Raw genomic sequence first — 25,827 nt, 5'->3', positions numbered from 1 at the left:
CTCGTTGTGGAGCTATATAGAACCCCAACCATAAAACTGTCAACGACATTCCCGCGATTTTTATTATTTTCTTTTCCACAGGGGAGGTGATTAAAATTTACCCTTTCTTAATGACAAAAGCCAGCGAATTCGAACCGAAAAACGAATCAAATCAACATTTAAGCCGGAAATGTTTATTCTGGTGTGCATTTTGCCTGCAAAATAGGCAACTTAGGCCATTTTCCTCCAGTGAGAACTGATTTTACGCCAATACGGTGAGCCGTGCTGGTAAGGCTTCAGATTTACAGAAACCTGTGTGCGGAATAAGGTGTCGGGTCGATATAGGGCCTCTCACCGCTCATCATTTCTGCCAGGAGCCGGCCACTTGCCGGGCCAAGTGTCAAGCCATGATGGGCGTGGCCGAAATTGAACCAAAGGCCCTTATGATTGGGGGCAGCACCAATGATCGGGCGCATGTCCGGCAGGCACGGCCGCAGGCCCAGCCATGGCGTGGTTTCGATCTGATCACCCAATTGTGGCAGAAGTTTCCGGGCAATCTTTTCCGTCCGCCTGATCTGGATGCGATTGGGCGGCGCATCGGGTGAGGCGAATTCAATGCCGGTCGTCAGACGCACGCCCTGCACCATGGGTGCCAGTACATAGCCGGCCTCGTCATCGACGATGGAATGGCCAAGTTGTGCGCCGCCTTTCATCGTAAAGTGAATGTGGTGGCCGCGCTTTACCGCAAGCGGAAAACCATAGCCAAATTTCCGGAACACGATTCCAGCCTGTGGGCCCAGCGCCACCACGATGTCCTTCGCCGTGACAAGCCCCTTGTCCGTCGTAACCTGCCAGTTGCCGTCGCGCTGCACCGTCGAACCGGCATCGCCATACAGAAACACCCCGCCTTTGGTCACAAAAAGGTCAGCATAGGCTTTGACGAGGCCGCCCGGATTGATCACCGTTTTCGGATCAAGCCAGTGAATCGCACCGGCAGCTTCCCCCAGGCCTGGCTCTCTTGCATGGAGCGCGGCACTGTCCAGCACATCATAGCTGAGGCGATATTGCTGCAATGAAGGAAGTCTTTTGACTGCGGCATGAAATGATTCCGTGCTGCGGTGTACTTCAATCCAGCCATTGGCACGGATCAGATTCCTACAGCCTGCCTCAACAATCAGATAATCATGCTCACGCACACAGGCTTCGATCAGCGGCAGCATGGCCGCAATGGCGACTTTCAGACGATCGGGGTTGGATTCGCGCCAGAACCGGTAAAGCCATCCAGCGATTCGCGGCACATAGAATGGATCATAGCGCACATCTGAACGGTTATTGAGCGCATAGCGCAGCAGATTCCCAAGGCCTTGCGGGAAGGAATAGGGAATGACCGATGCGCGTTCGATCAAGCCCGCATTGCCATAGCTCGTGCCCAGCCCCGGCTCGCCGCGATCAATCAGACAGACGGATCGCCCGCGCGCAATCAGATGCAGCGCCGTTGAGACGCCAACAATACCAGCCCCAAGAACGACGACATCAAACCGCTGCTCAGACATGCCCTGACACCATATAAATGAAACGCGCCGGCAATCCGGCGCGCACGATACTAGAACAATTCAGATTTTCACCGAAATGCTGTTTGCTCCAACATGTTGATTTCCGTAGTTTCCGACCGAAAGCTGATTGCCACATTTCTGGAGCTATCCCGTACATGTCCGCCAGAAGCGGATAGGCTTTTGGGATGAGACATGCGTCAATTCAGGAATTCCGGACATTGCGCGATCGGAGGCGCAACGCCCGGAAAACAAGCCATTAGCAATCAGTAAATATCGAAATCAAAATATTTCTTCACGATAGTGGCATAGGTGCCATCTTCGCGAATCTTCTTGATTGCGGCATTGAACTGCTCGCGCAGATCATTGTCCTCAAGACGGATGGCAATGGCCGTATCGGTCTGCGTGCCCGGAATATCGCCAAGCAGCTTGCAGCATTCCTTGCCATCTCCCTTGATCCATTCTGCGGCAGGGAACTTGTCGGAGACAACCGCATCCAGACGGCCGCTCTTGAGGTCGGCATTGGCTTCGTCAGCGGTCGGATAAAGTTTCACATTGGCGCCAGCCTTGCCATAGACATCCTCGGCATAAGTGCCCTGAGTCGTCGCGGCCTGCGCGCCAATGGTCAGCCCCTTGAGGGCATCCGGCTCAAGCGAGGTAATCTTGGAATCATTCGGCACGACGACGGCAAGCGGCGTCGAATAATATTTGTCGGTAAAGGCAACCTGCTTCTTGCGGTCTTCCGTCACGCTCATCGATGCAACCACGGCATCGAACTTGTTGGCCTTGAGGCCCGGAATCATGCCTTCCCAGTCATTGGCAACGATGGTGCACTTGGCTTCCATTGCCGCGCACAAGGCGTTGGCGATGTCAACATCAAGCCCTTGCAGCGACCCGTCAGCCGCGACAAAATTGAAGGGCGGATAGGCACCCTCGGTCGCAATGCGGATTTCTTTCCAGTCCTTCGACTGTGCCGGCAGGACGGCCAAGACCGAAGCCACCCCCGCCAAGAGAACGGATTTGAACATTTTATTCCCCTATGTTTTTTCCTTTCGGACGGAGAATGCCCCGTCCGATGGGTTTTGATCAAGCCATTTTGACCAGAGCAATTCCGATTTTACAGGAACCCTGAATTGGCTGTCATCTTGTTGTTTCGCAGTTCCGGGCGGAAAACCGGTGCCTACTTTTCCTGAAACTCTTTGTCTGGCGTTCCTCCACACCAGAGCAATCAATGTTTCACAAGAAGCAGTGCGATTCGATCAATAAATGTCGAAGTCGAAATATTTCTTGCGGATCGTATCGTAGGTGCCGTTTTCACGGATCTTCTTGATTGCAGCATTGAACTGCTCGCGCAGATCATCATCGCCCTGGCGCAGCGCGACCGCGATTTCGGTTTCCGAACCCGGAATGTCGCCAAGGAACTTGCAGCATTCCGCCCCCTGCTTCTTCAGCCAGTCAGCGGCGAGGAACTTGTCGGCAGCGATTGCGTCCAGACGTCCGCTTTCAAGATCGGCATTGGCCTCGTCCGCGGTCGGATAGAGGCGTACATCAGCGCCAGCCTTGCCGTAGACGTCATCGGCATAGTTGCCCTGCGTGGTGCCAGCCTGTGCACCGACGGTCTTGCCTTCAAAGGCAGACGGTTCGAGCGAGGTGATCGGGCTGTCCTTCGGCACGACGACGGAAAGCGGCGTGGTGTAATAGCGGTCGGAGAAAGCGACCTGCTGCTTGCGTTCATCCGTGATGGCCATGGAGGCAATCACCGCATCAAACTTGTTGGCCTGCAAGCCAGGAATCATGCCATCCCAATCATTGGCAACGATCGTGCATTTTGCCTCCATGGCTTCGCAAAGCGCATTGGCAATATCAAGATCGAAGCCAACAAGCTGGCCCTCGCTATTCATGTAGTTGAATGGCGGATAGGCACCTTCGCTGGCGATGCGAATTTCCTTCCACTCCTTTGCCTGAGCAGGCAATGCAAGTGCGACTGAGGCCAATCCGGCCAGCAAAACAGCTTTCAACATTTGGGTCGTCCCTGGTTACAGAATTCTGCTACTATGCATAAAATGCCGCCCTAATTTCTACAATATTTGTAGAATTTCAAGGCGGCATGGAATTCAGAGGAGAGCTCTGTTCACAATGCGACCCTGCCCGGCACAGATGCCAGGCAGGACCGTGTACGTGATCAGGCTACAAGGCGCGCACAATTGTGATCCTGCGCATAGGCCTTGCCAAAGCGGTTGGCGAGGAAATCATCCAGCGTGATGTCTTCCTGACGGATGAAGCCCTTTTCAGGCAGCTTGCCCGTTGCCAGCATGTCAAGCACTGCACAAATTGCTGAAGCCGTCGTGATCTGGATGCCGGAGCGTACAACCGAGCCAACCCGTTCGGCGTAGATCTTGTTGGCATAGGTTTCCTGCACGAGATGACCGTTCTTGGTACCGGAGACGGTCACAAAGATCACGATCACATCCTGCATGGTCGAAGGCAGCGCGTTTTCAAACAGGTCCTTCAGCACTTCACGGCGATGACGCAGGCCAAGATCGTTGAGCAGCGCCTTCATCAGGGCGACATGCCCCGGATAACGGATGGTGCGATAGTTCAGCGTGCGTACCTTGCCTTCCAGCGTTTCGCACAGCGTGCCAAGACCGCCAGAAGTATTGAAGGCCTCATAGGTGACGCCATCGAGCGAAAATTCCTCGCGTTCTTCGAGGGCTGGAACCTTCGTCAGCTTGCCATTCACAATGGCTTCGCACGGCTCGATATATTCGTTGATGAGACCGTCGGTGCTCCAGGTCAGGTTATAATTGAACGCATTGGACGGGAATTGCGGCAAGGCGCCGACGCGCATGCGCACGCTGTCGAGCGTGTCAAAACGCTTGGCCAGATCGTAGGCAACGATCGAGATGAAGCCAGGGGCAAGGCCGCACTGCGGGATGAAGGCCGTCTTGGCATCCTTCGCCAGTTCCTTGACGCGCTTGGTGCTGGCAACATCCTCGGTCAGGTCAAGATAATGCACGCCGGTTCTGGCTGCTGCTTCGGCAATTCTGGTAGTCAGCTGGAATGGCGCAGCACTCAAAACGGCATATTTGCCGGCAAGGGCCTTTTCCAGAGCCGGCGTGTCCATGATGTCCAGCGTCTGCTTGTTGATCTTTGCGCTTGATTCCATCGTATCAAGCTGGGCCTGCGAACGGTCAACCACCGTAACGGCATAATCGCCGGTTGAAGCAAGCATGTCTGCAATGGTCGCTCCAATATGGCCCGCACCAACAACCAGGATTTCTTTAACGGAATTTTCTCGTGACATGTCTGTTCCCCATAAAGAGCGAATAACCGATTGCATGATCGTGACAAAAATTCATGAAAAAAGAAGTATGCAAACCGACGAAATGACGCTATTATTTTTGACATATCGTCGAATAAATTGGACAATATGACGACAAAAGCCGACATTGCCCTGCTTTCCCTGCTGCGCGAGAATGCTCGCGCCTCCACTGCCGACCTTGCCCGGCGGCTTGGCGTGTCACGCACCACCGTGCAAAGCCGTATTGAAAAACTGGAAAAACAAGGCGTTATTGAAGGCTATACCGTGCGCATCGCGCATGATTTCGAGCGCGATCTGGTGCGCGCGCATGTGCTGATCACGGCATTTCCGAAACTTGCCGCGAAAGTGGAACAGGCATTGCGAAACATGATGGCTGTGCGCACGCTGCATTCCGTCAGTGGCCAATATGACATGATTGCCATTGTCGAATCGCCCTCCATCAAGGAGCTGGATGCCGTGCTGGACGAGATCGGCGCGCTGGAAGGCGTTGAGCGCACCATGTCCTCCATCATCCTGTCAACACGTATTGATCGCTGACATGGTTGCGCGCGCCAGTGCCAGTCAATAAACTCGCGCCCGCATGACAGGGGAACGGGTATGAGTCTGGAATCCGTAAAAGCATTTTTCGCCGCCAAGGCGCCTGAAATCGAAGTCATTGAACTGCCAACCAGCACTGCAACCGTCGCACTTGCCGCCGAGGCACATGGCGTCGAACCGGGCCAGATCGCCAAGACGCTTTCCATCAGCGCCAGGGATCAGACCATCCTGATCGTTACGCGCGGGGATGCGCGCATTGATAATCGCAAGTTCAAGGATCGCTTTGGCGCCAAGCCGCGCATGCTGGACGCAGAAACCGTGCTTGCCGTCACCAGCCATCCGGTTGGCGGCGTCTGCCCCTTCGGCCTGCCCTCACCCCTGCCCATCTATTGCGATATCTCGCTGAAAGCCTTTGATGAGGTCGTGCCGGCGGCTGGTGCCATCAACAGTGCTGTGCGAATCAATCCGGACAAAATGGCAGAGCTGGTGGGAGCAGAATGGATCGACGTCTGTCAGTAATCAGCATTGACAGCATTCGGACCATTCAGGACACAATCACGGACAGGCCTCCGTTAAACCATTGATTTTGCCGGCAACACTGACCACATGACATCCATGATCAGTCCGATGGTTCACTTATTATATTAGCTTATAGTCACAAACTTATTTTTATGCCGGCAGATAAAAGGGCTTCAATATTTTTAAGAATGATTCTAAAGTGACTACAACCATGGAATCCTTGAGGATTTAAGTCTCCTGTTCTGCCTCATCACTGATCTGAAGCAGGGACGGAGCCGGAAGCGGGCGGAAGCGCAAATCTTCCCGGTCCTTCCGACCGACTGAAAGGAATAATGATGCGTCTTACGCGACAGACGAATTATGCCATTCGGATGCTGATGTATTGTGCCGTCAATGATGGCAAATTGAGCCGCATCCCTGAAATTGCACAAGCTTACGGCGTCTCGGAACTCTTTCTTTTCAAGATCCTGCAGCCACTTGTTGAGGCAAAGCTGGTCGAGACGGTGCGCGGCCGCAATGGCGGTGTCAAGCTTGGCCGTCCGGCAACGCAAATTTCGCTGTTTGACGTTGTTCGCGTCACGGAAGAAAATTTTGCCATGGCGGAATGTTTTGAAAATGACGCCACCGACTGCCCGTTGATTGACAGTTGCGGCCTGAATTCGGCGCTGCGCGAAGCGCTCAACGCCTTCTTCGAGGTGCTGATGAAATACAGCATCCACGATCTGGTCAAGACGCGCCCGAATGTGCGCGCATTGCTTGGGCTTGACAATCTGGAAGAACGCTGCGCGTCACATCAATGATGGTGTAAAATTCAAGCATTCCCCCAACTGACTGATTGCGGCAGGATAAAGGGCGTCCCCGCAGGGGGCGGCACGTTGATGCGTAGCGGACATTCATAAACGCGCTCAAGCCGCTCATTGGTCAAGGCTGCCAGCGGCGTATCGATGACATCGAGCGCGCCCTTGCACATGACGGCGACCCGATCGGCATACATGGCCGTCAGATTGAGATCGTGCAGAACCGCAATCACGCCGCCGCCAGCTGCGACAAAACCCTGCGCGATTTCCATCACCATGATCTGATGGCGAATATCGAGGCTGGAAATTGGCTCATCAAGGAAGAGATAGCGTGGTTTGCCATTGAGAACCGGTTCCCAGACCTGACACAGAATGCGGGCAAGTTGCGCGCGCTGCTGTTCGCCACCGGACAGCTCCTGATAAAGCCGGTCGGCAAAGCCATCGAGATCGACCTTTTCCAGCGCCAATTCTGGCAATTCGGCCTGATCTTCGGCTGAGACACCGCTCACACCGCCGGTAAGCCCGATTTCGACCACCTCGCGCACGGTGAAAGGAAAGGTCAATGCACTGGCCTGGGGCAGAACGGCACGACGCACCGCCATTTCCCATGGCTTGAACGAAGCAAATGACTCTCCATCCAGCAATGCCGTGCCACTATAGGGCAAGTCCCCCGACAGGGCGCGCAGCAAGGTGGTCTTGCCGGAACCATTGGGCCCGACGATTGCCGTCACCTCGCCGGGACGCGCAACAAAATTGATATTGCTGATGATCGTGCGGCCACCAATGTGAACGCCAAGTGATCTTGTTTCAATCATGCTGCCTCACAGATCGATGATGCCGCGCTGACGCAGCAATATCCAGAGGAAGAACGGCGCACCAAAAAGGGCCGTGATGATGCCGATTGGCAGTTCGGCCGGGGCTACGACCATACGGCTGACTGCATCGGCAAGAAGCAGCAATATCGCGCCAAGCAATGCAGCCGCAGGCAGGAGATAGCGGTGATCCGGGCCAATCGACAGACGCAGCATATGCGGCACGACAATGCCGATAAAGCCGATCGCGCCAGACACGGCAACCGTCGCCCCCGTGGCGGCTGCAACCGTGGTGATTGCAATCCGCTTGATGCGCTGCACCGGAATGCCGAGATGGCCTGCCGCCGCCTCACCCAGAGCAAGCGCATTCAATCCGCGCGCAAGCATTGGCGCGGCACAAATCACCAGAAGAATGATCGGCCCTGCCGTGAAAATCTTTGTCCAGTTTGCCCCGGCAAGCGAGCCCAGCCCCCAGAAGGTGAGATCACGCAACTGCCGGTCATCGGCAATATAGATCAGCGCTCCCGTGGCTGCCCCTGCCAGTGCGCCAAGCGCAATACCGGCCAGAAGCATGGTGGCAACCGAAGTCCGACCGCGCCGCGTTGCAACACGGTAAAGCAGGATCGTGCAGGCAAGACCGCCCAGAAAGGCCGCGATGGGCAAGGCATATATGCCCAGTAATGCCGTCACCGGCGCCAGAGCGGTTCCACCCAGAACGATCATCGAAACAGCCCCCAACCCGGCCCCGGACGACACGCCAACCAGCCCCGGATCAGCCAGAGGATTGCGGAAAAGCCCCTGCATGAGCGCGCCCGAAACCGCAAGACCCGCCCCCACCAGCACACCCAGAACCATGCGCGGCAGGCGGATTTCCATGATGATCAGCCGGTCACGCCCGAGCGCGTCCATGCCTTCGCCCAAAATGGTTGCACGCAGAAAGGCAAAAAATGAAACATCGGATGCACCAGCCGTCAGGCTGAACAGGGCTGCAGCACACAAGCCAAACGCCAGGAACACAATGGCAAGACGCGCGCGTGCTGCGCGCCCCTTTCCTCGACCAGCCTTCAAATGACAATTTGGCCATCCGGTTCCCGCTTTCACCGGGTGGCTGTTTGCATTCTTGTCCAACATAGCAAGATCGATCACTGATGGCCGGCTTCGCCATAAAGCTTTGCCGACAGTTCACGCGCCGCAGCCCCCGTGCGTGGACCGAAACCCAGGAGATAAAGCCCTTCCATTGCGATGATATTTTTTGACTTTCCGGCTGGGGTCGCGGCAAGTGCCGGATTTTTCAGCAATTCATCAGCCACCGCATGCGTGTTGTCGCCATTGCCCCGATCCATCATCAGGATGGCGTCAGGAGCTGCTTTCTCGACCGCCTCATCCGTCAGCTGCTTGTAACCGGAAAATTCGCTGATGACATTTTCGGCCCCTGCCAGCCTGATCATGCCATCGGCAGCCGTATCCTTGCCGGCAGCCATCAGCCGGCCACCGGGGGCCGACATGATGAACAACACACGCTTGCGCGGATTATGCTGCAATGCCATCTTTTCTGCTTCTTCGAGATCGCTGCGGATCTTATCGGAAAGTTCCTTCGCCCTGTCTTCCAGGCCAAGCGCCTTGCCGACCGCATCTATCTTGACCAGAACGCCTTCGGCACTGTGTTCCTCCGGCACGATCACCATGGGAACCGAGGCCTTTTTTAACAGATCCAGCGTTTCGGCCGGCCCGCTTCCTTCAACCAGCAATATGCCGGTTGGATTGGCCGACAGCACGCCTTCAGCCGAAAGCTGGCGCATATAGCCGACATCAGGCAGTTTCTGCGCTTCTTCCGGATAAAGGCTCGTCTGATCGCGCGCGACCAGCATCTTTTCGGCGCCCAACGCATAAACGATCTCGGTCAAGGCGCCGCCAACCGAAACGATGCGGGAGGTGTCGGCAAAACGCTCAACCGTTTCGGCCAAAGCAGCACCCGACATGACGGTTGCTGCCAAAACGCCCATGCCTGCAAGGCACAACTTCTTGAGATTCAACATTTCAAGCCTCTACGCAGCCGTCGACTGCGCAACGCGCGGCAGGTTTTCCGTGATCATGCGCCAGCCGGCAAGTTCCTCTTCGCCTTCGTGACGTTCGCCAAAGAACTGCACGAACAGTTCTCCATCGGCATTATAGACCTCAAGCGAGGTGACAAGACCGTCCTTGGTCGGCTTGCGCACCACCCAGACATCAGCAATGTGATCCGTACGCAGATGCATGTGGAAGGTCGGATCCAGCACATTCAGCCACGGGCCCATCATCTTGATATCATGAATCACACCCGTATGGATCTGGATGCAGCCACGGCTGCCGACAAAGCACATGATCGGCATCTGTTCATTGACTGCATTTTTCATCATCGCCTCAACCGATGACCGGTCAACCTGCCAGGCAAAATCCTGCCCGATCAGTTTGATGGCCTGGTGACGGTCAAGGCCGAAATCCCTGAGCAGGCCGACGAACTGATGCACATCCGTCAAGCCTTTCCAGCGCGCGCGAAACCCCTCCAGATCAATGAGCGACATATCAGCCTTGTCCGCCTTTGGCGTGGCGGGTTCGGTTGTGACAGATGGCGACTGATCATCCAGCAGAAGCTCTGCCACCAGGGCATCATAGGCCGCAACATTCGAGCCTGAGCGCAGGTGAATCTTGTGTACGGCCTCGCCAGTCGCATCGAAAAACTGCAGGCTGCGGCGAATATCCTCGCCATCGCGCTTTTGCACCGCAAAGCCATGCACCCAATGTTTCGGAAAAATGCGCAGATCAATCTGCCTACCCAGCGCAAGCGAGGCATGCGGATGATATTCGGTCTTTTCAAACGGGCCGATTTTCTCGTGCACAACGCTTTCATTGCGCGTCAGCACCATCACCTCACCAAGCTCTGGCGCGCGCTTGAGCAAGGTTTCAACATCGGCGCGAATGCGCTTTGCAATGAAGGCTGCATCCGTGCCGGCGCCGCAATGGGCAGCCACGAAATCGGCTTCTGAAATGCCTAGATGAAGAGCGAAATCGCGCTCGCGCATCTTGGGATTTTCCGCCCGCGCGGCGAGAATCTGTTCTGGATATGGCTTGTCCGGTGTCGTCATGAAGATATGCCTATTTGTTCAGAATGAGCTTGCCTTGGCGGGTAATTTTCAGGCGATAGAGCGCCCCACCATGCTCTATCCCTACCTCGCGCGCAGAGCCAAACAGTTCACGCGTGCCATAGGTCTTGAGTTGAAAGTTGCCCTGCACGCTTTGCGGCCCTACATGCGTCCCGGCAGATGAGGAGGACTGCCCATCTGCCCCTCTTTCATTCTTGTCGCGCGGCAGACGCACCTGCATGTCAATGTGAATTCGTCTGTTCATTTTCCGCCCTGCTGGTTCCACAAAAGACCGGATTACATCGGTCAAATAATTGTTGACTCAATCTGTCACCTTTAATAATCACTGCAATACTGGATTAAATAAGTCAAGTTTAATTGCACAAATTTTGCCAGCCAGGAAGGGTCTCTTCCGAGCCAGCCTTGCGTGAGCACTTGAGCAAACGCACTGAGCAACATTTGCGCATATTTCCCACGGACGGTCCGTGTGAGTTTGCGCCGACAGGAGAGACAAGATGCAGGCGACTGGCGAAGCTTTTTACCGATCGTTTCTGGCGAACACGGGGCTCGCAATTGTTCTGATGGCAGCGACAGTTGAAGCAGGCGCAGAGGAACAAAAGAAAACAGAAGAGGCAGAAGTTGTTGAGCTGAAGCAGATCACCATTAAGGGGAATGCGGCAGCAGCCGATCCGATCAACCAGCCAGCCCCAACGGCCCGTGTCGACCGCACCACGATCGAACGTTTCGGCGGCACGAAGCTTGATGATGTCCTGCGCAGCGAAGCAGGCATATTCACCCTTGAAAATGCATCCAATCCGGGCGTTGCCGTCAATATTCGCGGCTTTGAGGGCTCCGGCCGTGTCAACATGATGATTGACGGCGTGCCGCAGACCTATCGCACGACGGCGCATGATGCGCAGGGTTACACCTATATCGACCAGAATCTGCTCTCGCAGATCGATATTACCCGTGGCGGCTCAACGACCACTGGCGGTCTTGCCGGCAGTGTGAATTTCCGTACGCTTGGCGTCGATGACATTCTGCTTGATGGCAAGGATGCTGGCGGGCTTGGCCGCGTCTCATGGGGCAGCAATGGCCGCGGCTTCTCCGAAATGCTGGCGGGCGCTGCACGCATTCAATCCATGGGCCTTGCTGCCGCCATCAGCCGTACCGATTCGGACGACTATAAGGATGGCGATGGTGTAACCGTCAACAAGACCGGCCAGGACCTCATCTCCGGCCTGTTCAAGGCCGAATTCGGCTTTGGGGAAGACCACAAGCTGACACTCGGCAGCGTGCTCTACAACAACAAATACGGCACCTGGGCCAATGGCTATCGCCCTGGAACATTCACCACTTATGATCTGTTTCTGCAGAACCGCACCTTCTTTGCCCAGTACAATTTCAACCCGTCTGACAATGATGTCATTGATCTTGATGTCAATGTCTTCCACAATTCGACCCTGCAAAGCTGGCTTGACGGCAATGGCAGCTATGTTGGCCGCAAGATCTCGGTTGAAACGACTGGCGCAAACGCAGCCAATACGTCGCGCTTTACCTTGGGTGAAGTCGAGCTTGCCTGGAAGAACGGCCTTGAATTCAATCACGACAATGCAGACGGCACCAAGACAGGCGTGAACCCGGTTGATGCGACCATCAATCGTGGTGCAGTCTATTCTGAAGCCACCTGGAATTATGCCGCTTGGAAACTGATCACCGGCCTGCGTTATGATGTCTACGACATTGATAACGAAGATGGCACCGTTTCCAACAATGATGGTGTTCTGAGCCCGAAAGTGACCCTTGCCTATAGCGTCACCGACTGGCTGCAGCCATACGTCACCTATGCCCATTCCATGCGCGCACCAACCCTGCAGGAAACCTTCCTTGGCGGTGAAGCCCATGCTGGCATGGGCATGATGCACGGCAATCCTGACCTGCGCCCTGAAAAGCAACGCGGCTGGGAAATCGGCGCCAATGTCAAGTATGATGGCCTGTTCACGGCGGAGGATGCGCTGCGCCTCAAGGCCAATTACTACCATATGCGCGTCGAGGACTATATCGCAGCCGCAAGCGACTATAGCCAGTTCGTCAATGTCAATGGCACCTCGACCGTCCAGGGTTTTGAACTGCAGGCCAATTATGATGCCGGCTTTGCCTTTGGCGGCCTGACCTATACCCACGCCATTTCCGATCTGCCGGAACAGACGGCTGGCATGGGCGCCAACCAGTATATGCCCGAAGACATCGTTTCTGTGACCCTGGGTGGGCGATTCTTCGAGCGCAAGCTTGAAGCCGGTACGCGCATCTCTCACACTTCAAGCGGCAAAGTGCTTGGTGGCGGGGAAAGCGATCCATACACGCTGGTTGACCTGTTTGCGAAGTACAAGATCACCGATTCCATAGACGTATCGGCCCAGGTCCTCAACGTGGCTGACACCAATTACACGCCGGCACTCAGCACCTATGGTTCTGGCCGCGGCCGTACCTTCCTGATCGCAACCCAGTTCCAATTCTAAACCCTGACGGGCGCGCGATGAGGACATTCTTCCTGCATTCCAATGGACGCAAGATGCTCTCATCCCCGCCCCTTCCCCCGCTCACCGGCGTGTGCGATTTTTGCATCGCACACGCCAATCCTTATTTTTGGCATTAGCAACTGAAAGGGACAGCAATGTTCATTGCCATGAACCGCTTCAAAGTGCGTATCGGCAGCGAAGCCGAGTTTGAATCCGTATGGAAAAATCGTGATTCCAGGCTCCCGGAAATGCCCGGCTTTGAAAGCTTCCACCTCCTGCGCGGCGCAACCAATGAAGAAGAAGGCTATACGCTCTATTCCTCGCACACGGTCTGGCACAGCCGCGAAGACTTTGAAAACTGGACCAAGTCGGAACAGTTCCGCGAAGCGCATCGCAATGCAGGCTCGACCAAGCCACTTTATGTAGGCCCGCCGCAGTTTGAGGGTTTTACCGCCGTTTATGGCAACTGACCGACCTTGGAGGGGAGCTTTTCCACAAGCTGTGTCAAAATAACGCAGCTGGAAAGGCTCCCTAGTCCATTTTTACCTGCCAGCCCCATCAGGATTGCCAATTCTCTTTTAGTTACCAGCAGTTAAACCCTATTTAGAATCATTCCAAGTGATTGATATTTAGAACATTTCAAAAATATAGAATTTGACTCTTCTTTTCCGAACACGCATTAACTTGACTGAAAATGGCGGGTTTAGATCCGTCCCGTGTGGAATCTTTGATGTTTGGGCCTTGAACCCTGACGATTGGAGAGAAACTTGTTGGCAAGCTTGACCGACCTGCAGTGCGTGGGATTAGGCACGGCCTGTGTGAGCCAAGCCTCCCGCCAGAGCGTTATTTCTCTTGAACCAGTTGTTTTCATTGGGTTTTCGTGCTCAGCAAGCGCCGAAGACATGGGGGCAAACGCCTGATGCTCGTCTGTAGCTGCAATGTCATTACTGACAAGGATATTGAAGCCATTGTCATCAAGTTGCTGGATGAAGACTGCTGGCGCCTCATCGTTCCGGGAACTGTTTATAACGCTCTCGAAAAGAGCGGTCGCTGCTGCGGCTGCTTCCCAAATGTTGTAGAAACGATCATAAGAGTGACTGAAGAATATCATCTTCGTCACAATCAGATGGATGAAAACGTCATCCAGTTTATGGATCGTGTGCGTTCTCTACGCGACAAATTCGGGAGTTCATGGAATGAAAGGCGAACCAAAGGTCATCGAGCGGCTTAACGAAGCTCTGTTTTTGGAGCTTGGTGCAGTCAATCAGTACTGGTTGCATTACCGCCTGCTCAACGATTGGGGCTATACACGCCTTGCCAAGAAGGAACGCGCTGAATCCATCGAAGAGATGCATCATGCCGACAAGCTCATTGACCGCATCATCTTCCTCGAAGGCCATCCGAACCTGCAGACCGTAGCGCCGCTGCGCATCGGCCAGAATGTCAGGGAAGTCCTGGAAGCCGATCTTGCCGGTGAATATGATGCCCGCGCCTCTTACAAGAAGTCGCGTGAAATCTGCGATGAGCTGGGTGACTATGTCTCCAAGCAGCTTTTTGATGAGCTTCTGGCCGATGAAGAAGGCCATATCGATTTCCTTGAAACCCAGCTTGAACTGTTGAACAAGATTGGTGAGGAACGCTATGGCCAGCTCAATGCGGCCCCGGCCGACGAAGCCGAATAATCCTGATCAGACCCATGAAGCCGGGCCAATTGCCCGGCTTTTTCTTGGCCGCTTCACCGGATTCTCGGCAACTCCAGCCAGTAACTGTCTGGCTCGCTAGACGAAATGCTGAATGCTCCAGCATATTGTTTCTGCAGTTCTGGATGGAAAGCCAACGTCCAATTTTCTTAAGTCCGGCGTAACAGGATCAATAGCCGATCAATATGCGGGCTGATCCCGCAATTCCCTGCCCTGCCCCCAATACATGGCAGCCTTGTGAAGCAACGAACTTTACCTTTGCACCCATATCGTGATAATCCGGCGCCAATTTTTCCCAAATTGGTAAGGTTTTCCAATGAGCGCACCGCGCGTCAGTTTTGTTTCCCTTGGCTGCCCGAAGGCGCTGGTCGATTCCGAACGCATCATCACCAGCCTGCGTGCCGAGGGCTATGAAATCTCCCGAAAGCATGACGGCGCTGATCTGGTCATTGTCAATACGTGCGGCTTTCTGGATTCAGCCCGCGACGAGTCGCTAGAGGCCATTGGCCAGGCGCTCAATGAAAATGGCAAGGTCATCGTCACGGGCTGTCTCGGCGCCGAACCGGATGTCATCCGTGAGCGTCACCCGAATGTGCTCGCCATCACCGGCCCGCAGGCCTATGAAAGCGTCATGGCTGCCGTGCATGAGGCTGTTCCACCTCAGCATGATCCCTTCATCGATCTTGTACCGCCGCAGGGCGTGAAGCTGACGCCGCGCCATTATGCCTATCTGAAGATTTCCGAAGGCTGCTCGAACCGCTGCTCCTTCTGCATCATTCCGGCACTGCGCGGTGATCTTGTCTCGCGACCGATCAACGAGGTGCTGCGCGAGGCAGAAAAGCTGGTAAAGGCGGGCGTGAAGGAAATTCTCGTCATCTCGCAGGATACCAGCGCCTATGGTCTTGATCTGAAATATCAGGAAGCCGTCTGGCAGGATCGCACCATTCGCACCAAGTTCCTCGACCTCTCGCGTGAGCTGGGCGACATGGGCGTGTGGGTGCGCATGCATTATGTCTACCCCTATCCGCATGTCGATGAAGTCATTCCGCTGATGGCGGAAGGCAAGATCCTGCCCTATCTCGACATTCCGTTCCAGCATGCCTCGCCTGCCGTCCTGAAAAACATGCGCCGCCCTGCCCATCAGGAAAAGACCTCGCGCCGCATCCAGGCATGGCGTGAGGCCTGCCCGGATCTTGCCGTGCGCTCGACCTTCATCGTCGGCTTTCCGGGTGAGACGGAAGAAGATTTCCAGATGCTGCTCGACTGGCTGGAGGAAGCCAGGATCGACCGTGCGGGCTGTTTCAAATATGAGGCGGTCAAGGGTGCGAAGGCCAATGATCTTGGTCTTGAACCGGTTCCGGAAGAAATCAAGGAAGCGCGCTGGCATCGCTTCATGGCCAAGCAGCAGCAGATTTCAACCAATCTTCTGAAAAAGAAGGTCGGCAAACGTCTGCCGGTCATCATTGACGAAGCCAATGGCACCGTCGCCAAAGGCCGCACCCGCTATGATGCGCCAGAAATCGACGGCACTGTGCATATCCGCTCGCGCCGCCCGTTGCGCGTTGGCGATATCATCACCGTCAAGATCGAAGCCAGCGATGCCTATGATCTGCACGGCATGGCCGTCTGATATTTTCCGGCAAATGGTCCAGTCATAAGGGCGTCGCGAAACGCCTCAAGATTGCTGCCCCCTCGATTTGACGTCGATCAGAACGAGGGGGTTTTGATTCGGCTCTGTTCATCTTTTGAAACCGGCGCATTCCGTGAGGCTGAGGGCATTTGTGTTTCCCTCGATCTTTGTCAGCCGTCTGGCCGTCTCTCAGAGACAGAGAGCTTTTTAGCGTGAAATCTCAAGCCGCCATCAGGCATCGCCAAGATAGGAGCGAATCGTCTCGATGAAACGCGGCACGGATATGGGCTTGGAAATATAGGCTTCACAGCCACCCTGCCTGATGCGTTCCTCATCCCCCTTCATGGCAAAAGCCGTGACGGCAATGACCGGAATATGTTTCAGCTCGTCATCGTCCTTCAGCCATTTCGTGACTTCCAGACCGGATACTTCCGGCAACTGAATGTCCATCAGGATAAGATCCGGGCGATGTTCGCGCGCCAGATCCAAAGCCTCAAGACCACTACGCGTGCGAATGGTTTCGTAGCCACTGGCTTCGATCAGATCGCGGAATAATTTCATATTGAGTTCATTATCCTCAACGATCATTACACATTTCGTCATGCTGTTCCCTGGCCTTTTATTGCCTTGATCGCAACATCTTAAACCAATTTGATTGATGAATGGCAAACGATTACAAGTTCCCGGCGGATTTCAGCATGAAGACTGTTCGCCGTCGGTCTTCAGGCGCCATGGTGGAGAGGGAAATGAAAAAATCAATCAGCAGAGAAGATGCCGAAAGCCTCGCCATAGAAGCACTGGTCTGGCTGGCACAGGACAGGGATCTTCTACCACGCTTTCTGGCCCTGACCGGCATCGAAGCGGCACAGATCCGGCAGGCCGCACAGGAGCCGGGTTTTCTTGCCGGCGTCCTGCAGTTTTTCCTTGGCCACGAACCGACCCTGCTGCGGTTCTGTACGGAAACCGGAAAAGACCCGGCCCTGTTTGAAAAGGCATCCGCCCTGTTGCCCGGCGGCAATAACCAGTATTATTCCTGAAAACACATGGGGCAGGCGCAAACAGGACCATGGCGCCTGAACCGGGCGGCTGGCGCGCCGCGCGTTTCGCATCACGACGCAACGTTCTGGGACAGTTGTTCAGTCTGGTTTTCCGGCTGATCTGCCTCCTGCGTGACGGAAATCACGGTCAGTTCATGCGACTTGCCATCGCGCGCCGTCCAGGCGATTGACTGACCCGACGCAAGACCGATCAGGGCCGTGCCGATCGGCGTCAGGATGGAAACGCGACCAAGCGCAATATCGGCCTCACCCGGATAAACCAGCGTTACCTTGCGTTCGCTGCCATCACTGGCGCGATAGACAACCGTCGACCCCATGCGTACGGCATCGGCTGGAAAACGGCTGGAAGATACAACCTTGGCACGATCCAGCTCGCCCAGCAGTTCTTCGGCAACTTCAGCAAACTGAGGCGCGGCGGTTTCTGCCAGCACGGTCAAACGATCATAGTCCTGCTGGTCAATCACGATATTGGGCTTCTTACGCTTAATAGCGGTCATGTCGTCACTCACCTGTTGGTTATGAATGGCAATACATGGCCCATCCCTGGGTGGCCATGAATCTGATTGCGTTGTGAGAATGCGCTTTATGCAGTCCGCTTGAAGATAAGCGGCATTATTCCCTCTCAACCATGTGGCGCATCACAAGGTTAGAGGGCTGTTATTCTGCGATCGGACTGATCCGATAGATTCCATGTGCATAAAAACTGCTCATGGAATGAATTTGGTAATATTACGGGATGAAGTCAAGAGGCAGGCCGAACGGCTTGACGGAACAATAGCCTTTTACATCCATGATGCTATATATGGATGTTCCTTTTATGTTCAGTCCATTATGCTCTGCCATGTCCGTCAGTTTCGTTGATAACAGCCCGGAACAGGGTCTTTGCCGTGATTGCATTACGCTGCAAGAATCAGCAACAGTACGGCGTTGTCATGCCTGTGGCAGTCCACGGCTGATCCGCCACAGGGAGCTTTATACGCTCTCGCTGGCCCATATTGATTGCGACGCCTTTTATGCCTCGGTCGAAAAGCGCGACAGCCCTGACTTGCGTGACAGGCCGGTCATTATTGGCGGCGGTAAACGGGGTGTGGTTTCAACGGCTTGCTATCTGGCGCGCATTCATGGTGTGCGTTCAGCTATGCCGATGTTCAAGGCACTCGAACTTTGCCCGCAGGCCGTGGTCATCAAGCCCAATATGGAAAAATATGCCAGGGTTGGCCGTGAGGTACGCACGCTGATGCATGAGCTGACGCCGTTGGTTGAGCCGCTTTCCATCGATGAGGCCTTTCTGGATCTTTCCGGCACAGAAAGGCTGCACAAGGCGCCGCCTGCCATCGTTCTTGCCCGCTTTGCGCAAAAAGTGGAAAAGGAAATCGGCATCAGCGTCTCCATCGGGCTTTCATATTGCAAATTTCTGGCAAAAATCGCATCCGATCTGGAAAAGCCGCGTGGCTTCTCGGTCATTGGCGAAGCGGAAGCACTGGAATTCCTCCGCGACAAACCCGTCAGCACCCTCTGGGGGGTCGGCAAATCCCTTGCGGCGAGACTGGAAGGCGATGGCATTCGCACCATCGGCCAGCTTCAGACCATGGATGAAGACGTACTGATGAAGGCCTATGGCATGATGGGCCAGCGGCTTTACCGCCTGTCGCGCGGGCAGGACAACCGCAAGGTGGAGCCTGAGCATGACATGAAGAGTGTTTCGGCCGAGACCACCTTCAATACGGATCTGTCACAGCGTGAGGATCTCGTCCCCATTCTGCGCGCTTTGTCGGAAAAGGTGTCACGCCGCCTGAAGACTTATAATCTTGCCGGACGCACCATTGTGCTGAAGCTGAAAAGCCGCGATTTCAGATTGCGTACCCGAAATCGCCAGTTGCCCGACCCGACTCAGCTTGCCGATCGTATTTTCCGAACCGGCCTTGATCTTCTGGAACGCGAACTGGATGGCACACATTTTCGCCTGATCGGCATTGGCGTCAGCGATCTGAGCGAAAGTGACAGGGCTGATCCGCCCGACCTGATCGATGTGCAGGCAACAAAACGCGCCGTTGCAGAAAGCGCGATTGACAAATTGCGCAGCAAATTCGGCCTCAAGGCAGTGGAAACTGGCTATACTTTCGCCAAAAGCAATATAGCCGGTCCGCAAGTGCCCCCCGATCGTGATGATGAGCCCTGACCTGCCTGCCGCCTGACGCGCCACGGTCGAAGGAGTTTGGCCCCGTTCAGCAACAATCGGTAAACATTGCTGCAAAACGGTCTCCTCACTGGCTGATCGTCCGGCCTGGCCGTCTGCTGCCCGACTGTTGCGTGGCAATGTGGGCTTGCCTCACGATAATATGATTGCAAGAATGTCGTAAGCAGTTGTTTCCACGATTATCCGCTTCTCCCCCATCAGGCCTGCGTTTATAACCGCACCAACTTTCTCCTGAAATGGCGTCACACTTATGATCGTCGATTTTCATTTTTATGCTGTTGCCATTCCAGCGGTGATCATTCTGGGCCTTGCAAAGGGCGGTTTCATCGGCCTTGGCAATCTTGCCATCCCGTTGATGGCGCTTGCCATATCACCGGTTCATGCCGCGGCTGTCCTGCTGCCGATCCTGCTTGTGCAGGACACGATCAGCATCATTTCCTACCGAGCCACATGGGACAGGAGAAACCTCTCCATCCTGTTGCCCGGCGCATTCATCGGCGTCGGCCTTGGCTATCTGCTGGCGTCCCATGTCTCTGATGCCGGCCTTGGTTTTTGCGTTGGCCTGATTTCGCTCATCTTCGGCCTGCGCCGTCTCATTCTTGAGCGCGCCGGGCCGGTTGCGGCAGCAAGACCGGGCACGATCTTTGGCCTGATCTGTGGTGCTGGCGCCGGTTTTACCAGCATGATTGCCCATGCAGGCGGCCCGCCTTTCCAGATCTATGTCATTCCACAGCGCCTGCCCCGTGATGTTTTCGTCGGTACGACCGTGATCTTCTTTGCCTGTGTCAATTACGTGAAGATCATTCCCTATTTCGCATTGGGACAATTCACACGCGAGCATCTGTTCCTGTCGGCGACCCTCATCCCGGTTGCCATTCTATCGACCTGGGCAGGCATCTGGCTGGTGCGCCGTATCGATGCGGAGCGCTTCTACAAGCTCATCTATATCCTGATGATCGTCATCGGCACGAAGCTGATCTGGGATAGCGCCGGATCAATACTGGCCTGAAGGGGAACAAGCGTTAATTCTCGCTTTCGACCACATCGTCAACCGCCAATGAGGCTTCCAGATCGCGCAACAGGTTCATCAAAAGATTATATTTATCCTGGCCGAACCGTTCGCGTATGCCATTATAAATGGCCTCCGATTCGGCAGAGAATGATTCAAGCAGGGCAAGGCCTTGCTGCGTCAGCGACACAAAGCTCTTTCGCAAGTCCTTATTGTCCATCCTGCGTTCCACCAGCTCACGCTCTTCCAGATCGCGCAGAATCCGTGACAGGCTCGGCGCCAGCAAACAGGTCGCATTGGCCAATGCCGTGATCTCTATTTCATAAACCGCATTCAGAGCGCGCAAGACACGCCATTGCTGTTCCGTCACACCATGTGCCCGCAGGCTCGGGCGAAAATGCCGCAAGAATGGCTCCCGGCTGCGCAAAAGCAGCATGGGCATGGATCTGGAAAATTCACGCATGCGAAGTCGTGCCGGAGAACGGAAGTCCACATCTTTTGAACGGATATCGCTATTCCACATTTTCATGCCAGCCCTTCACAAACTTTCGCACATCACAACACGGCACCATTCCATCAAGCCGACATGTGCAATTCTTGTCTCAATTTCGATTTTTGCCACGCTACATTGGTGAGAACCATCGGTTATACTTTACCGAATGCATTTCACATGATTTTCAAACCATGCGAATGACCGATGTACTTAACGTAGAATGCATTCAGGCATACACTGCAATCAAACCAGAAAAGCAGTTTCGACAACGCATAACATGTTTATACCCATTATAAATCATAATTCAGAATGATTATTCACAACTATTCCGATTTCTCGCACCATAAAACAAACTTTTTCAAATAAATAGGGAACATCCTAATAAATTTTCATATGTTCTGAATAAGTCAACAATCAATTCTTTATTGTACACGAAAATAAATACAATGTGACGAATCCCACTCCATATACCCGAAACAAGTGACGGTTATATTTCGCTCAATTCATCATATTTGATTCGACCGACATCATTTTGACAAACAGATGCTGCCTACAGATGAAATCCAGGTAAAACAAACATTAAAAGGCGCCGAACAATATGCCTCCCCGAAAAGGATAAGATTCCTTTATCTCATATGTGACCAATATGCCTACATAGAGGTCAGTTGCACTTGACGAGCCCCGTTCACCCGCACCCGGAACACCATTCCGTCAACAGGAAGTCCCTATTTGCACCAAAACAGCGACAAGTTTGCAAATAAGCCTTGTGCATCCCGTCGATTACGGATATCGAAAAGCGCAACTTAGATTGTATTATCAAAAGATTACAAACACATGTGCCGCCATAATTTACCCATTCACCTGCAATATATTGTTATTTATTGTTTTTTAGCAATTTCTACATGATTTTCCGCACTCAATTTACTCAATGCATGCCCGATAACACTTTGTAATGGAATTATATAATGTTTTATAAACAATAATTCGCATTTCGGAACTATCTTCAGTAAATCTTATCCTCGCCAAATTGTAGTCATGATGCTAAATCAAAGATGTCAATGACAAGTTGGCAAACCAACCAAAGGGAAACTCGCTGATATGAAGGGTATTATTCTTGCTGGCGGCAGTGGCACCCGGTTATATCCTCTGACAATTGCGGTCTCGAAGCAGATTTTGCCAATTTATGACAAGCCCATGATCTATTATCCGCTGAGCGTGCTGATGCTCGCAGGCATCAGGGAGATCCTTGTCATCTCGACGCCGCATGATCTGCCACTGTTTCAGAAGCTTCTTGGTGATGGTAGCGAGTTTGGCCTTGAATTCAGCTATGCCGAACAGCCGCAACCGAATGGTCTGGCTGAAGCTTTCATCATCGGCCGGGATTTCATCGGCAATGACAGTGTGGCTATGATTCTGGGCGACAATATCTATTTCGGCGATGGCCTTTCAAAACTGTCGCAGCTTTCAGAAAAGCCCATGCAAGGCGCCACTGTCTTTGCCTACCGCGTTGATGACCCGCATCGCTATGGTGTGGTGGAATTTGACAGCAAGACCGGCAAGGCCATCACGATTGAGGAAAAGCCGGAAAAGCCAAAATCCAACTGGGCGGTAACCGGGCTTTATTTCTACGACAACCGCGTTGTTGATATTGCAGGCTCGATCAAGCCCTCCGCCCGTGGCGAACTTGAGATTACCAGCGTCAACAACTGGTATCTCGAACAGGATGCCCTGCATGTGCAGCGCCTCGGCCGGGGCTATGCCTGGCTTGATACCGGCACGCATGACAGCCTGCATGAAGCTTCCTCCTTCGTGCGCACGATTGAAAAGCGCCAAGGCATCAAGATCGCCTGCCCGGAGGAAATTGCCCTGGAAAAAGGCTGGCTCAGCAGCAAAGCTGTCGCACAACGCGCAGACATGCTTGGTAAAACCGAATATGCTGCCTATTTGCGCAAACGCATTGAAGAATTGGGAAAAGATTAATGGAAGTCCGTTCTCTCGGTCTTGATGGTGTGCTGGAAATCCTTCCGCGAAAATTTGGCGATGATCGCGGCTTTTTTTCTGAAACCTATAATGCCAAATCATTTGCGGACGCCGGAATTGACCTGACATTCATACAGGACAATCATTCCTTTTCAGCCGCTAAAGGTGTTGTGCGTGGCCTGCATTATCAGTTGCCGCCGCGCGCGCAGGACAAGCTCGTACGTGTGGTCCGTGGCGCCATTCTGGATGTTGCCGTCGATATTCGCAGAAGCTCACCAACCTTCGGCAAATGGGTCTCGCTGGAAGTCAGCGCCGAAAAATGGAACCAGATTCTCATTCCAAAGGGCTTTGCCCATGGTTTTGTCACGCTCACGGACAATACCGAAGTCATCTACAAGGTGACCGACATTTATTCGCCGGAGCATGATCGGGGCATCCGTTTTGATGATCCTGCGATCGGAATTGAATGGCCGCTGCCTGCAACGGGCGCACAGCTTTCGGAAAAAGATCAGAAAGCCCCGCTTCTTGCCAATGCTGAAACATTTGCCTGAGGGATAAAATGAATTTTCTCGTCACCGGTGGTGCTGGATTTATTGGCTCCGCAGTTTGCCGCCACCTTGCCGCAGACCCGCAAAAGAATGTTCTCAATCTCGACAAGCTGACCTATGCCGGAAATCTGGCTTCGCTGCGTCAGATCGAGAATTTTCCCAATTACAGCTTTCTTCAGGCAGACATCTGCGATGACTCCCTGATCCTGCAAACGCTGCGTGACAGGGAGATCGATATTATCATGCATCTGGCGGCCGAAAGCCACGTCGACCGCTCAATTGATGGCCCGGCTGCCTTCATTGAAACCAATATTATCGGCACCTTCCGGTTGCTCAATGCCGCCCTCGCCTATTGGCGCGAACTGCCAGAGCCTCGCAAGTCAAGATTCCGTTTCCATCACGTCTCGACAGACGAAGTGTTTGGCGATCTACCTTTCGACAGCGGCATTTTCACGGAAGAAACCCCTTACAAGCCGTCGTCGCCCTATTCTGCCTCCAAGGCTGCCTCCGACCATCTGGTGCGCGCTTGGCATGAAACCTATGGCCTGCCGGTTGTCCTGTCGAACTGCTCGAACAATTATGGCCCCTATCATTTCCCGGAAAAGCTGATACCGCTTGTCATCCTGAATGCGTTGGATGAAAAGCCGCTGCCAATCTATGGCACGGGTGCCAATGTCCGTGACTGGCTCTTTGTCGAAGACCATGCGCGCGCGCTCGAACTGGTCGCCACCCGGGGGGCTATCGGCGAAAGCTATAATATTGGCGGCCATTCAGAGCGCACCAATCTCGACGTCGTCAAACAGATCTGCGCCATACTCGACAAGAAGCGCCCACGCAACAATGGCAAACCCTATAGCGAGCTGATCACCTTTGTCACCGACCGTCCGGGCCATGATCGCCGCTATGCCATCGACGCATCGAAGATCGAGCGTGAACTGGGCTGGAAACCACAGGAAACCTTCCAGACTGGCCTGGAGAAAACTGTCCAGTGGTATCTCGACAATGAATGGTGGTGGCAGCCAATCCGCAACAAGACCTATGCGGGCGACCGCCTTGGCACTGGACAAACAGCAGCACCCGCAGGTTCCCGATGAAAATTGCCGTCACAGGTCGCGAAGGTCAGGTCGTCACAAGCCTGCTGGAAAAGGCTGCAAACAGGTCAGATCTGGACGTCATTGCACTTGGACGCCCTGAGCTTGACCTGCTTGATCCCGCGAGCGTGCATAAAGCCATTACAGCAGCAAGACCTGATCTTGTGGTTTCTGCGGCCGCCTATACAGCCGTGGACATGGCCGAGGATGATGCGCAAACCGCTTTTGCCGTCAATGCGAAAGGCGCTGAAGCGGTTGCCGCAGCAGCAGCAGCCCTGAACGTACCGGTTCTGCATCTTTCGACCGATTATGTCTTTGCTGGCGACCTTGACCGCCCCTATGTCGAGACGGATCCAACCGGCCCCAAGGGCGTTTACGGCCAGTCAAAGCTTGAGGGCGAATTGCTTGTCGCTGCGGCCAATCCACGACATCTGATCCTGCGCACGGCATGGGTCTATAGCCCGTTCGGCAAGAATTTCGTCAAGACCATGCTGAAACTGGCTGAAACGCGCGATAGCCTGTCCGTCGTTGCCGATCAGTGGGGCAATCCCACCAGTGCCCTTGATATTGCAGACTGCATTCTCCACATTGCCGACCATCTGGCAGCAAAGCCCAATTTTGACTCCTATGGCATTTACCATCTGGTCGGCACGGGCGATATCAATTGGAGCGGCTTTGCCCGTGCCATATTCGACGCAAGCGTCAGACATGGCGGGCCAGGTGCCACCGTCATTGACATTGGCACGGCAGACTATCCAACCAAGGCAAAACGCCCGGCCAATTCACGTCTTTCGACGGCCAAACTGAAAGAAGTCTTCGGCTGGTCAGCGCCGCATTGGCAGTCTTCCCTGCAGCAGACCATCTCCAGACTCCTCGCAGAGTGACGCCGACAGCCACGGCATTCAAACGCGAGCTATCGTTGCTCGATTTACTCCCCACACTGATTTGCTGTCAGGGCGATCATGTG

Annotated in this window: 27 protein-coding genes; 15 read left to right on the top strand and 12 right to left on the bottom strand. The window is 54.2% G+C overall.

Annotation, left to right across the window (positions count from 1 at the left end):
* Window positions 1–281: 281 nt before the first annotated feature.
* From ACFO1V_RS11595 to ACFO1V_RS11580, 4 genes are all read right to left on the bottom strand, one after another.
* Complete coding sequence (locus ACFO1V_RS11595) at window positions 282–1,532, bottom strand: NAD(P)/FAD-dependent oxidoreductase (RefSeq protein WP_374833769.1); 1,251 nt, start codon at window positions 1,530–1,532, stop codon at window positions 282–284.
* A gap of 263 nt (window positions 1,533–1,795) precedes the next feature.
* Window positions 1,796–2,557 (bottom strand): ABC transporter substrate-binding protein, encoded by a 762-nt coding sequence (locus ACFO1V_RS11590; RefSeq protein ID WP_374833771.1) that lies wholly within the window; start codon window positions 2,555–2,557, stop codon window positions 1,796–1,798.
* A gap of 231 nt (window positions 2,558–2,788) precedes the next feature.
* Complete coding sequence (locus ACFO1V_RS11585; protein ID WP_374833773.1) at window positions 2,789–3,550, bottom strand: ABC transporter substrate-binding protein; 762 nt, start codon at window positions 3,548–3,550, stop codon at window positions 2,789–2,791.
* A 161-nt stretch (window positions 3,551–3,711) separates the two neighbouring features.
* Complete coding sequence (locus tag ACFO1V_RS11580) at window positions 3,712–4,833, bottom strand: saccharopine dehydrogenase family protein (RefSeq protein WP_374833775.1); 1,122 nt, start codon at window positions 4,831–4,833, stop codon at window positions 3,712–3,714.
* 126 nt (window positions 4,834–4,959) lie between these two features.
* On the opposite strand from ACFO1V_RS11580, the gene ACFO1V_RS11575 reads away from it, so the two are divergent.
* From ACFO1V_RS11575 to rirA, 3 genes are all read left to right on the top strand, one after another.
* Window positions 4,960–5,388, top strand: coding sequence for an Lrp/AsnC family transcriptional regulator (locus ACFO1V_RS11575; RefSeq protein WP_374833777.1), 429 nt, complete (start codon window positions 4,960–4,962; stop codon window positions 5,386–5,388).
* A 60-nt stretch (window positions 5,389–5,448) separates the two neighbouring features.
* Window positions 5,449–5,907 carry a YbaK/EbsC family protein gene (locus ACFO1V_RS11570; RefSeq protein ID WP_374833779.1) on the top strand — a complete coding sequence of 153 codons (459 nt, stop codon included), beginning with the start codon at window positions 5,449–5,451 and terminating at the stop codon, window positions 5,905–5,907.
* Between the two features lie 335 nt (window positions 5,908–6,242).
* Complete coding sequence (gene rirA, locus ACFO1V_RS11565) at window positions 6,243–6,707, top strand: iron-responsive transcriptional regulator RirA (RefSeq protein WP_374833815.1); 465 nt, start codon at window positions 6,243–6,245, stop codon at window positions 6,705–6,707.
* 11 nt (window positions 6,708–6,718) lie between these two features.
* Here the strand turns inward: rirA and ACFO1V_RS11560 are convergent, their stop codons facing one another.
* From ACFO1V_RS11560 to hemP, 5 genes are read right to left on the bottom strand one after another with little or no spacing between them, the layout of a single operon-like run.
* Window positions 6,719–7,519, bottom strand: a complete 801-nt coding sequence (locus tag ACFO1V_RS11560; protein ID WP_374833781.1) for a heme ABC transporter ATP-binding protein — start codon at window positions 7,517–7,519, stop codon at window positions 6,719–6,721.
* Window positions 7,520–7,525: 6 nt separating this feature from the next.
* Window positions 7,526–8,647, bottom strand: coding sequence for a FecCD family ABC transporter permease (locus ACFO1V_RS11555; RefSeq protein ID WP_374833817.1), 1,122 nt, complete (start codon window positions 8,645–8,647; stop codon window positions 7,526–7,528).
* A gap of 11 nt (window positions 8,648–8,658) precedes the next feature.
* On the bottom strand, window positions 8,659–9,552 hold the full coding sequence (locus ACFO1V_RS11550) for a heme/hemin ABC transporter substrate-binding protein (RefSeq protein ID WP_374833783.1): 894 nt from the start codon (window positions 9,550–9,552) through the stop codon (window positions 8,659–8,661).
* A gap of 9 nt (window positions 9,553–9,561) precedes the next feature.
* The gene (locus ACFO1V_RS11545) at window positions 9,562–10,638 is read right to left on the bottom strand and encodes a hemin-degrading factor (protein ID WP_374833785.1); all 1,077 of its coding nucleotides are present in this window, start codon (window positions 10,636–10,638) and stop codon (window positions 9,562–9,564) included.
* Between the two features lie 10 nt (window positions 10,639–10,648).
* On the bottom strand, window positions 10,649–10,900 hold the full coding sequence (hemP, locus tag ACFO1V_RS11540; protein WP_374833787.1) for a hemin uptake protein HemP: 252 nt from the start codon (window positions 10,898–10,900) through the stop codon (window positions 10,649–10,651).
* Window positions 10,901–11,150: 250 nt separating this feature from the next.
* On the opposite strand from hemP, the gene ACFO1V_RS11535 reads away from it, so the two are divergent.
* The 5 genes from ACFO1V_RS11535 to rimO all read left to right on the top strand — a co-directional run bounded on the left by ACFO1V_RS11535 (window position 11,151) and on the right by rimO (window position 16,484).
* Complete coding sequence (locus ACFO1V_RS11535; RefSeq protein ID WP_374833788.1) at window positions 11,151–13,154, top strand: TonB-dependent receptor domain-containing protein; 2,004 nt, start codon at window positions 11,151–11,153, stop codon at window positions 13,152–13,154.
* Window positions 13,155–13,309: 155 nt separating this feature from the next.
* Window positions 13,310–13,624 (top strand): antibiotic biosynthesis monooxygenase family protein, encoded by a 315-nt coding sequence (locus ACFO1V_RS11530; protein WP_374833789.1) that lies wholly within the window; start codon window positions 13,310–13,312, stop codon window positions 13,622–13,624.
* Window positions 13,625–14,073: 449 nt separating this feature from the next.
* The gene (locus tag ACFO1V_RS11525; RefSeq protein WP_374833819.1) at window positions 14,074–14,385 is read left to right on the top strand and encodes a (2Fe-2S)-binding protein; all 312 of its coding nucleotides are present in this window, start codon (window positions 14,074–14,076) and stop codon (window positions 14,383–14,385) included.
* Window positions 14,351–14,836 (top strand): bacterioferritin, encoded by a 486-nt coding sequence (gene bfr, locus ACFO1V_RS11520; RefSeq protein WP_374833791.1) that lies wholly within the window; start codon window positions 14,351–14,353, stop codon window positions 14,834–14,836. Before ACFO1V_RS11525 ends, bfr begins: the two co-directional genes overlap by 35 nt.
* A 334-nt stretch (window positions 14,837–15,170) precedes the next feature.
* The gene (gene rimO, locus ACFO1V_RS11515) at window positions 15,171–16,484 is read left to right on the top strand and encodes a 30S ribosomal protein S12 methylthiotransferase RimO (RefSeq protein ID WP_374833793.1); all 1,314 of its coding nucleotides are present in this window, start codon (window positions 15,171–15,173) and stop codon (window positions 16,482–16,484) included.
* 231 nt (window positions 16,485–16,715) lie between these two features.
* Here rimO and ACFO1V_RS11510 read toward each other — a convergent pair whose 3' ends face one another.
* The gene (locus ACFO1V_RS11510; RefSeq protein ID WP_374833795.1) at window positions 16,716–17,087 is read right to left on the bottom strand and encodes a response regulator; all 372 of its coding nucleotides are present in this window, start codon (window positions 17,085–17,087) and stop codon (window positions 16,716–16,718) included.
* A 143-nt stretch (window positions 17,088–17,230) separates the two neighbouring features.
* Between ACFO1V_RS11510 and ACFO1V_RS11505 the strand changes: the two genes are divergently transcribed.
* Window positions 17,231–17,521, top strand: coding sequence for a DUF3572 domain-containing protein (locus ACFO1V_RS11505; protein ID WP_374833797.1), 291 nt, complete (start codon window positions 17,231–17,233; stop codon window positions 17,519–17,521).
* Between the two features lie 71 nt (window positions 17,522–17,592).
* Here ACFO1V_RS11505 and rnk read toward each other — a convergent pair whose 3' ends face one another.
* On the bottom strand, window positions 17,593–18,039 hold the full coding sequence (gene rnk, locus ACFO1V_RS11500; RefSeq protein WP_374833799.1) for a nucleoside diphosphate kinase regulator: 447 nt from the start codon (window positions 18,037–18,039) through the stop codon (window positions 17,593–17,595).
* A 344-nt stretch (window positions 18,040–18,383) separates the two neighbouring features.
* Here rnk and ACFO1V_RS11495 point away from each other — a divergent pair, with 344 nt between their 5' ends.
* Window positions 18,384–19,721 (top strand): DNA polymerase IV, encoded by a 1,338-nt coding sequence (locus tag ACFO1V_RS11495; RefSeq protein WP_374833801.1) that lies wholly within the window; start codon window positions 18,384–18,386, stop codon window positions 19,719–19,721.
* A gap of 268 nt (window positions 19,722–19,989) precedes the next feature.
* Window positions 19,990–20,748, top strand: coding sequence for a sulfite exporter TauE/SafE family protein (locus ACFO1V_RS11490; protein ID WP_374833803.1), 759 nt, complete (start codon window positions 19,990–19,992; stop codon window positions 20,746–20,748).
* Between the two features lie 13 nt (window positions 20,749–20,761).
* Here the strand turns inward: ACFO1V_RS11490 and hpaR are convergent, their stop codons facing one another.
* Entirely contained in the window at window positions 20,762–21,211 is a 450-nt protein-coding gene (gene hpaR, locus ACFO1V_RS11485; RefSeq protein ID WP_374833805.1) for a homoprotocatechuate degradation operon regulator HpaR, read from the bottom strand.
* 1,128 nt (window positions 21,212–22,339) lie between these two features.
* Here hpaR and rfbA point away from each other — a divergent pair.
* From rfbA to rfbD, 4 genes are read left to right on the top strand one after another with little or no spacing between them, the layout of a single operon-like run.
* A complete protein-coding gene (gene rfbA / locus ACFO1V_RS11480) occupies window positions 22,340–23,221 on the top strand; it encodes a glucose-1-phosphate thymidylyltransferase RfbA (RefSeq protein ID WP_374833807.1) in 882 nt (293 codons plus the stop codon).
* Window positions 23,221–23,772, top strand: a complete 552-nt coding sequence (rfbC, locus tag ACFO1V_RS11475; RefSeq protein ID WP_374833809.1) for a dTDP-4-dehydrorhamnose 3,5-epimerase — start codon at window positions 23,221–23,223, stop codon at window positions 23,770–23,772. Before rfbA ends, rfbC begins: the two co-directional genes overlap by 1 nt.
* A gap of 8 nt (window positions 23,773–23,780) precedes the next feature.
* The gene (rfbB, locus tag ACFO1V_RS11470; RefSeq protein ID WP_374833811.1) at window positions 23,781–24,863 is read left to right on the top strand and encodes a dTDP-glucose 4,6-dehydratase; all 1,083 of its coding nucleotides are present in this window, start codon (window positions 23,781–23,783) and stop codon (window positions 24,861–24,863) included.
* Window positions 24,860–25,744, top strand: coding sequence for a dTDP-4-dehydrorhamnose reductase (rfbD, locus tag ACFO1V_RS11465; protein ID WP_374833813.1), 885 nt, complete (start codon window positions 24,860–24,862; stop codon window positions 25,742–25,744). The genes rfbB and rfbD overlap by 4 nt, the downstream gene beginning before the upstream one ends.
* The last annotated feature ends 83 nt before the right edge of the window (window positions 25,745–25,827 follow it).

Source organism: Daeguia caeni, assembly GCF_042653845.1.
Taxonomy (GTDB): Bacteria; Pseudomonadota; Alphaproteobacteria; order Rhizobiales; family Rhizobiaceae; genus Brucella; species Brucella caeni.
This window is presented reverse-complemented; position numbering and strand designations above follow the sequence as displayed.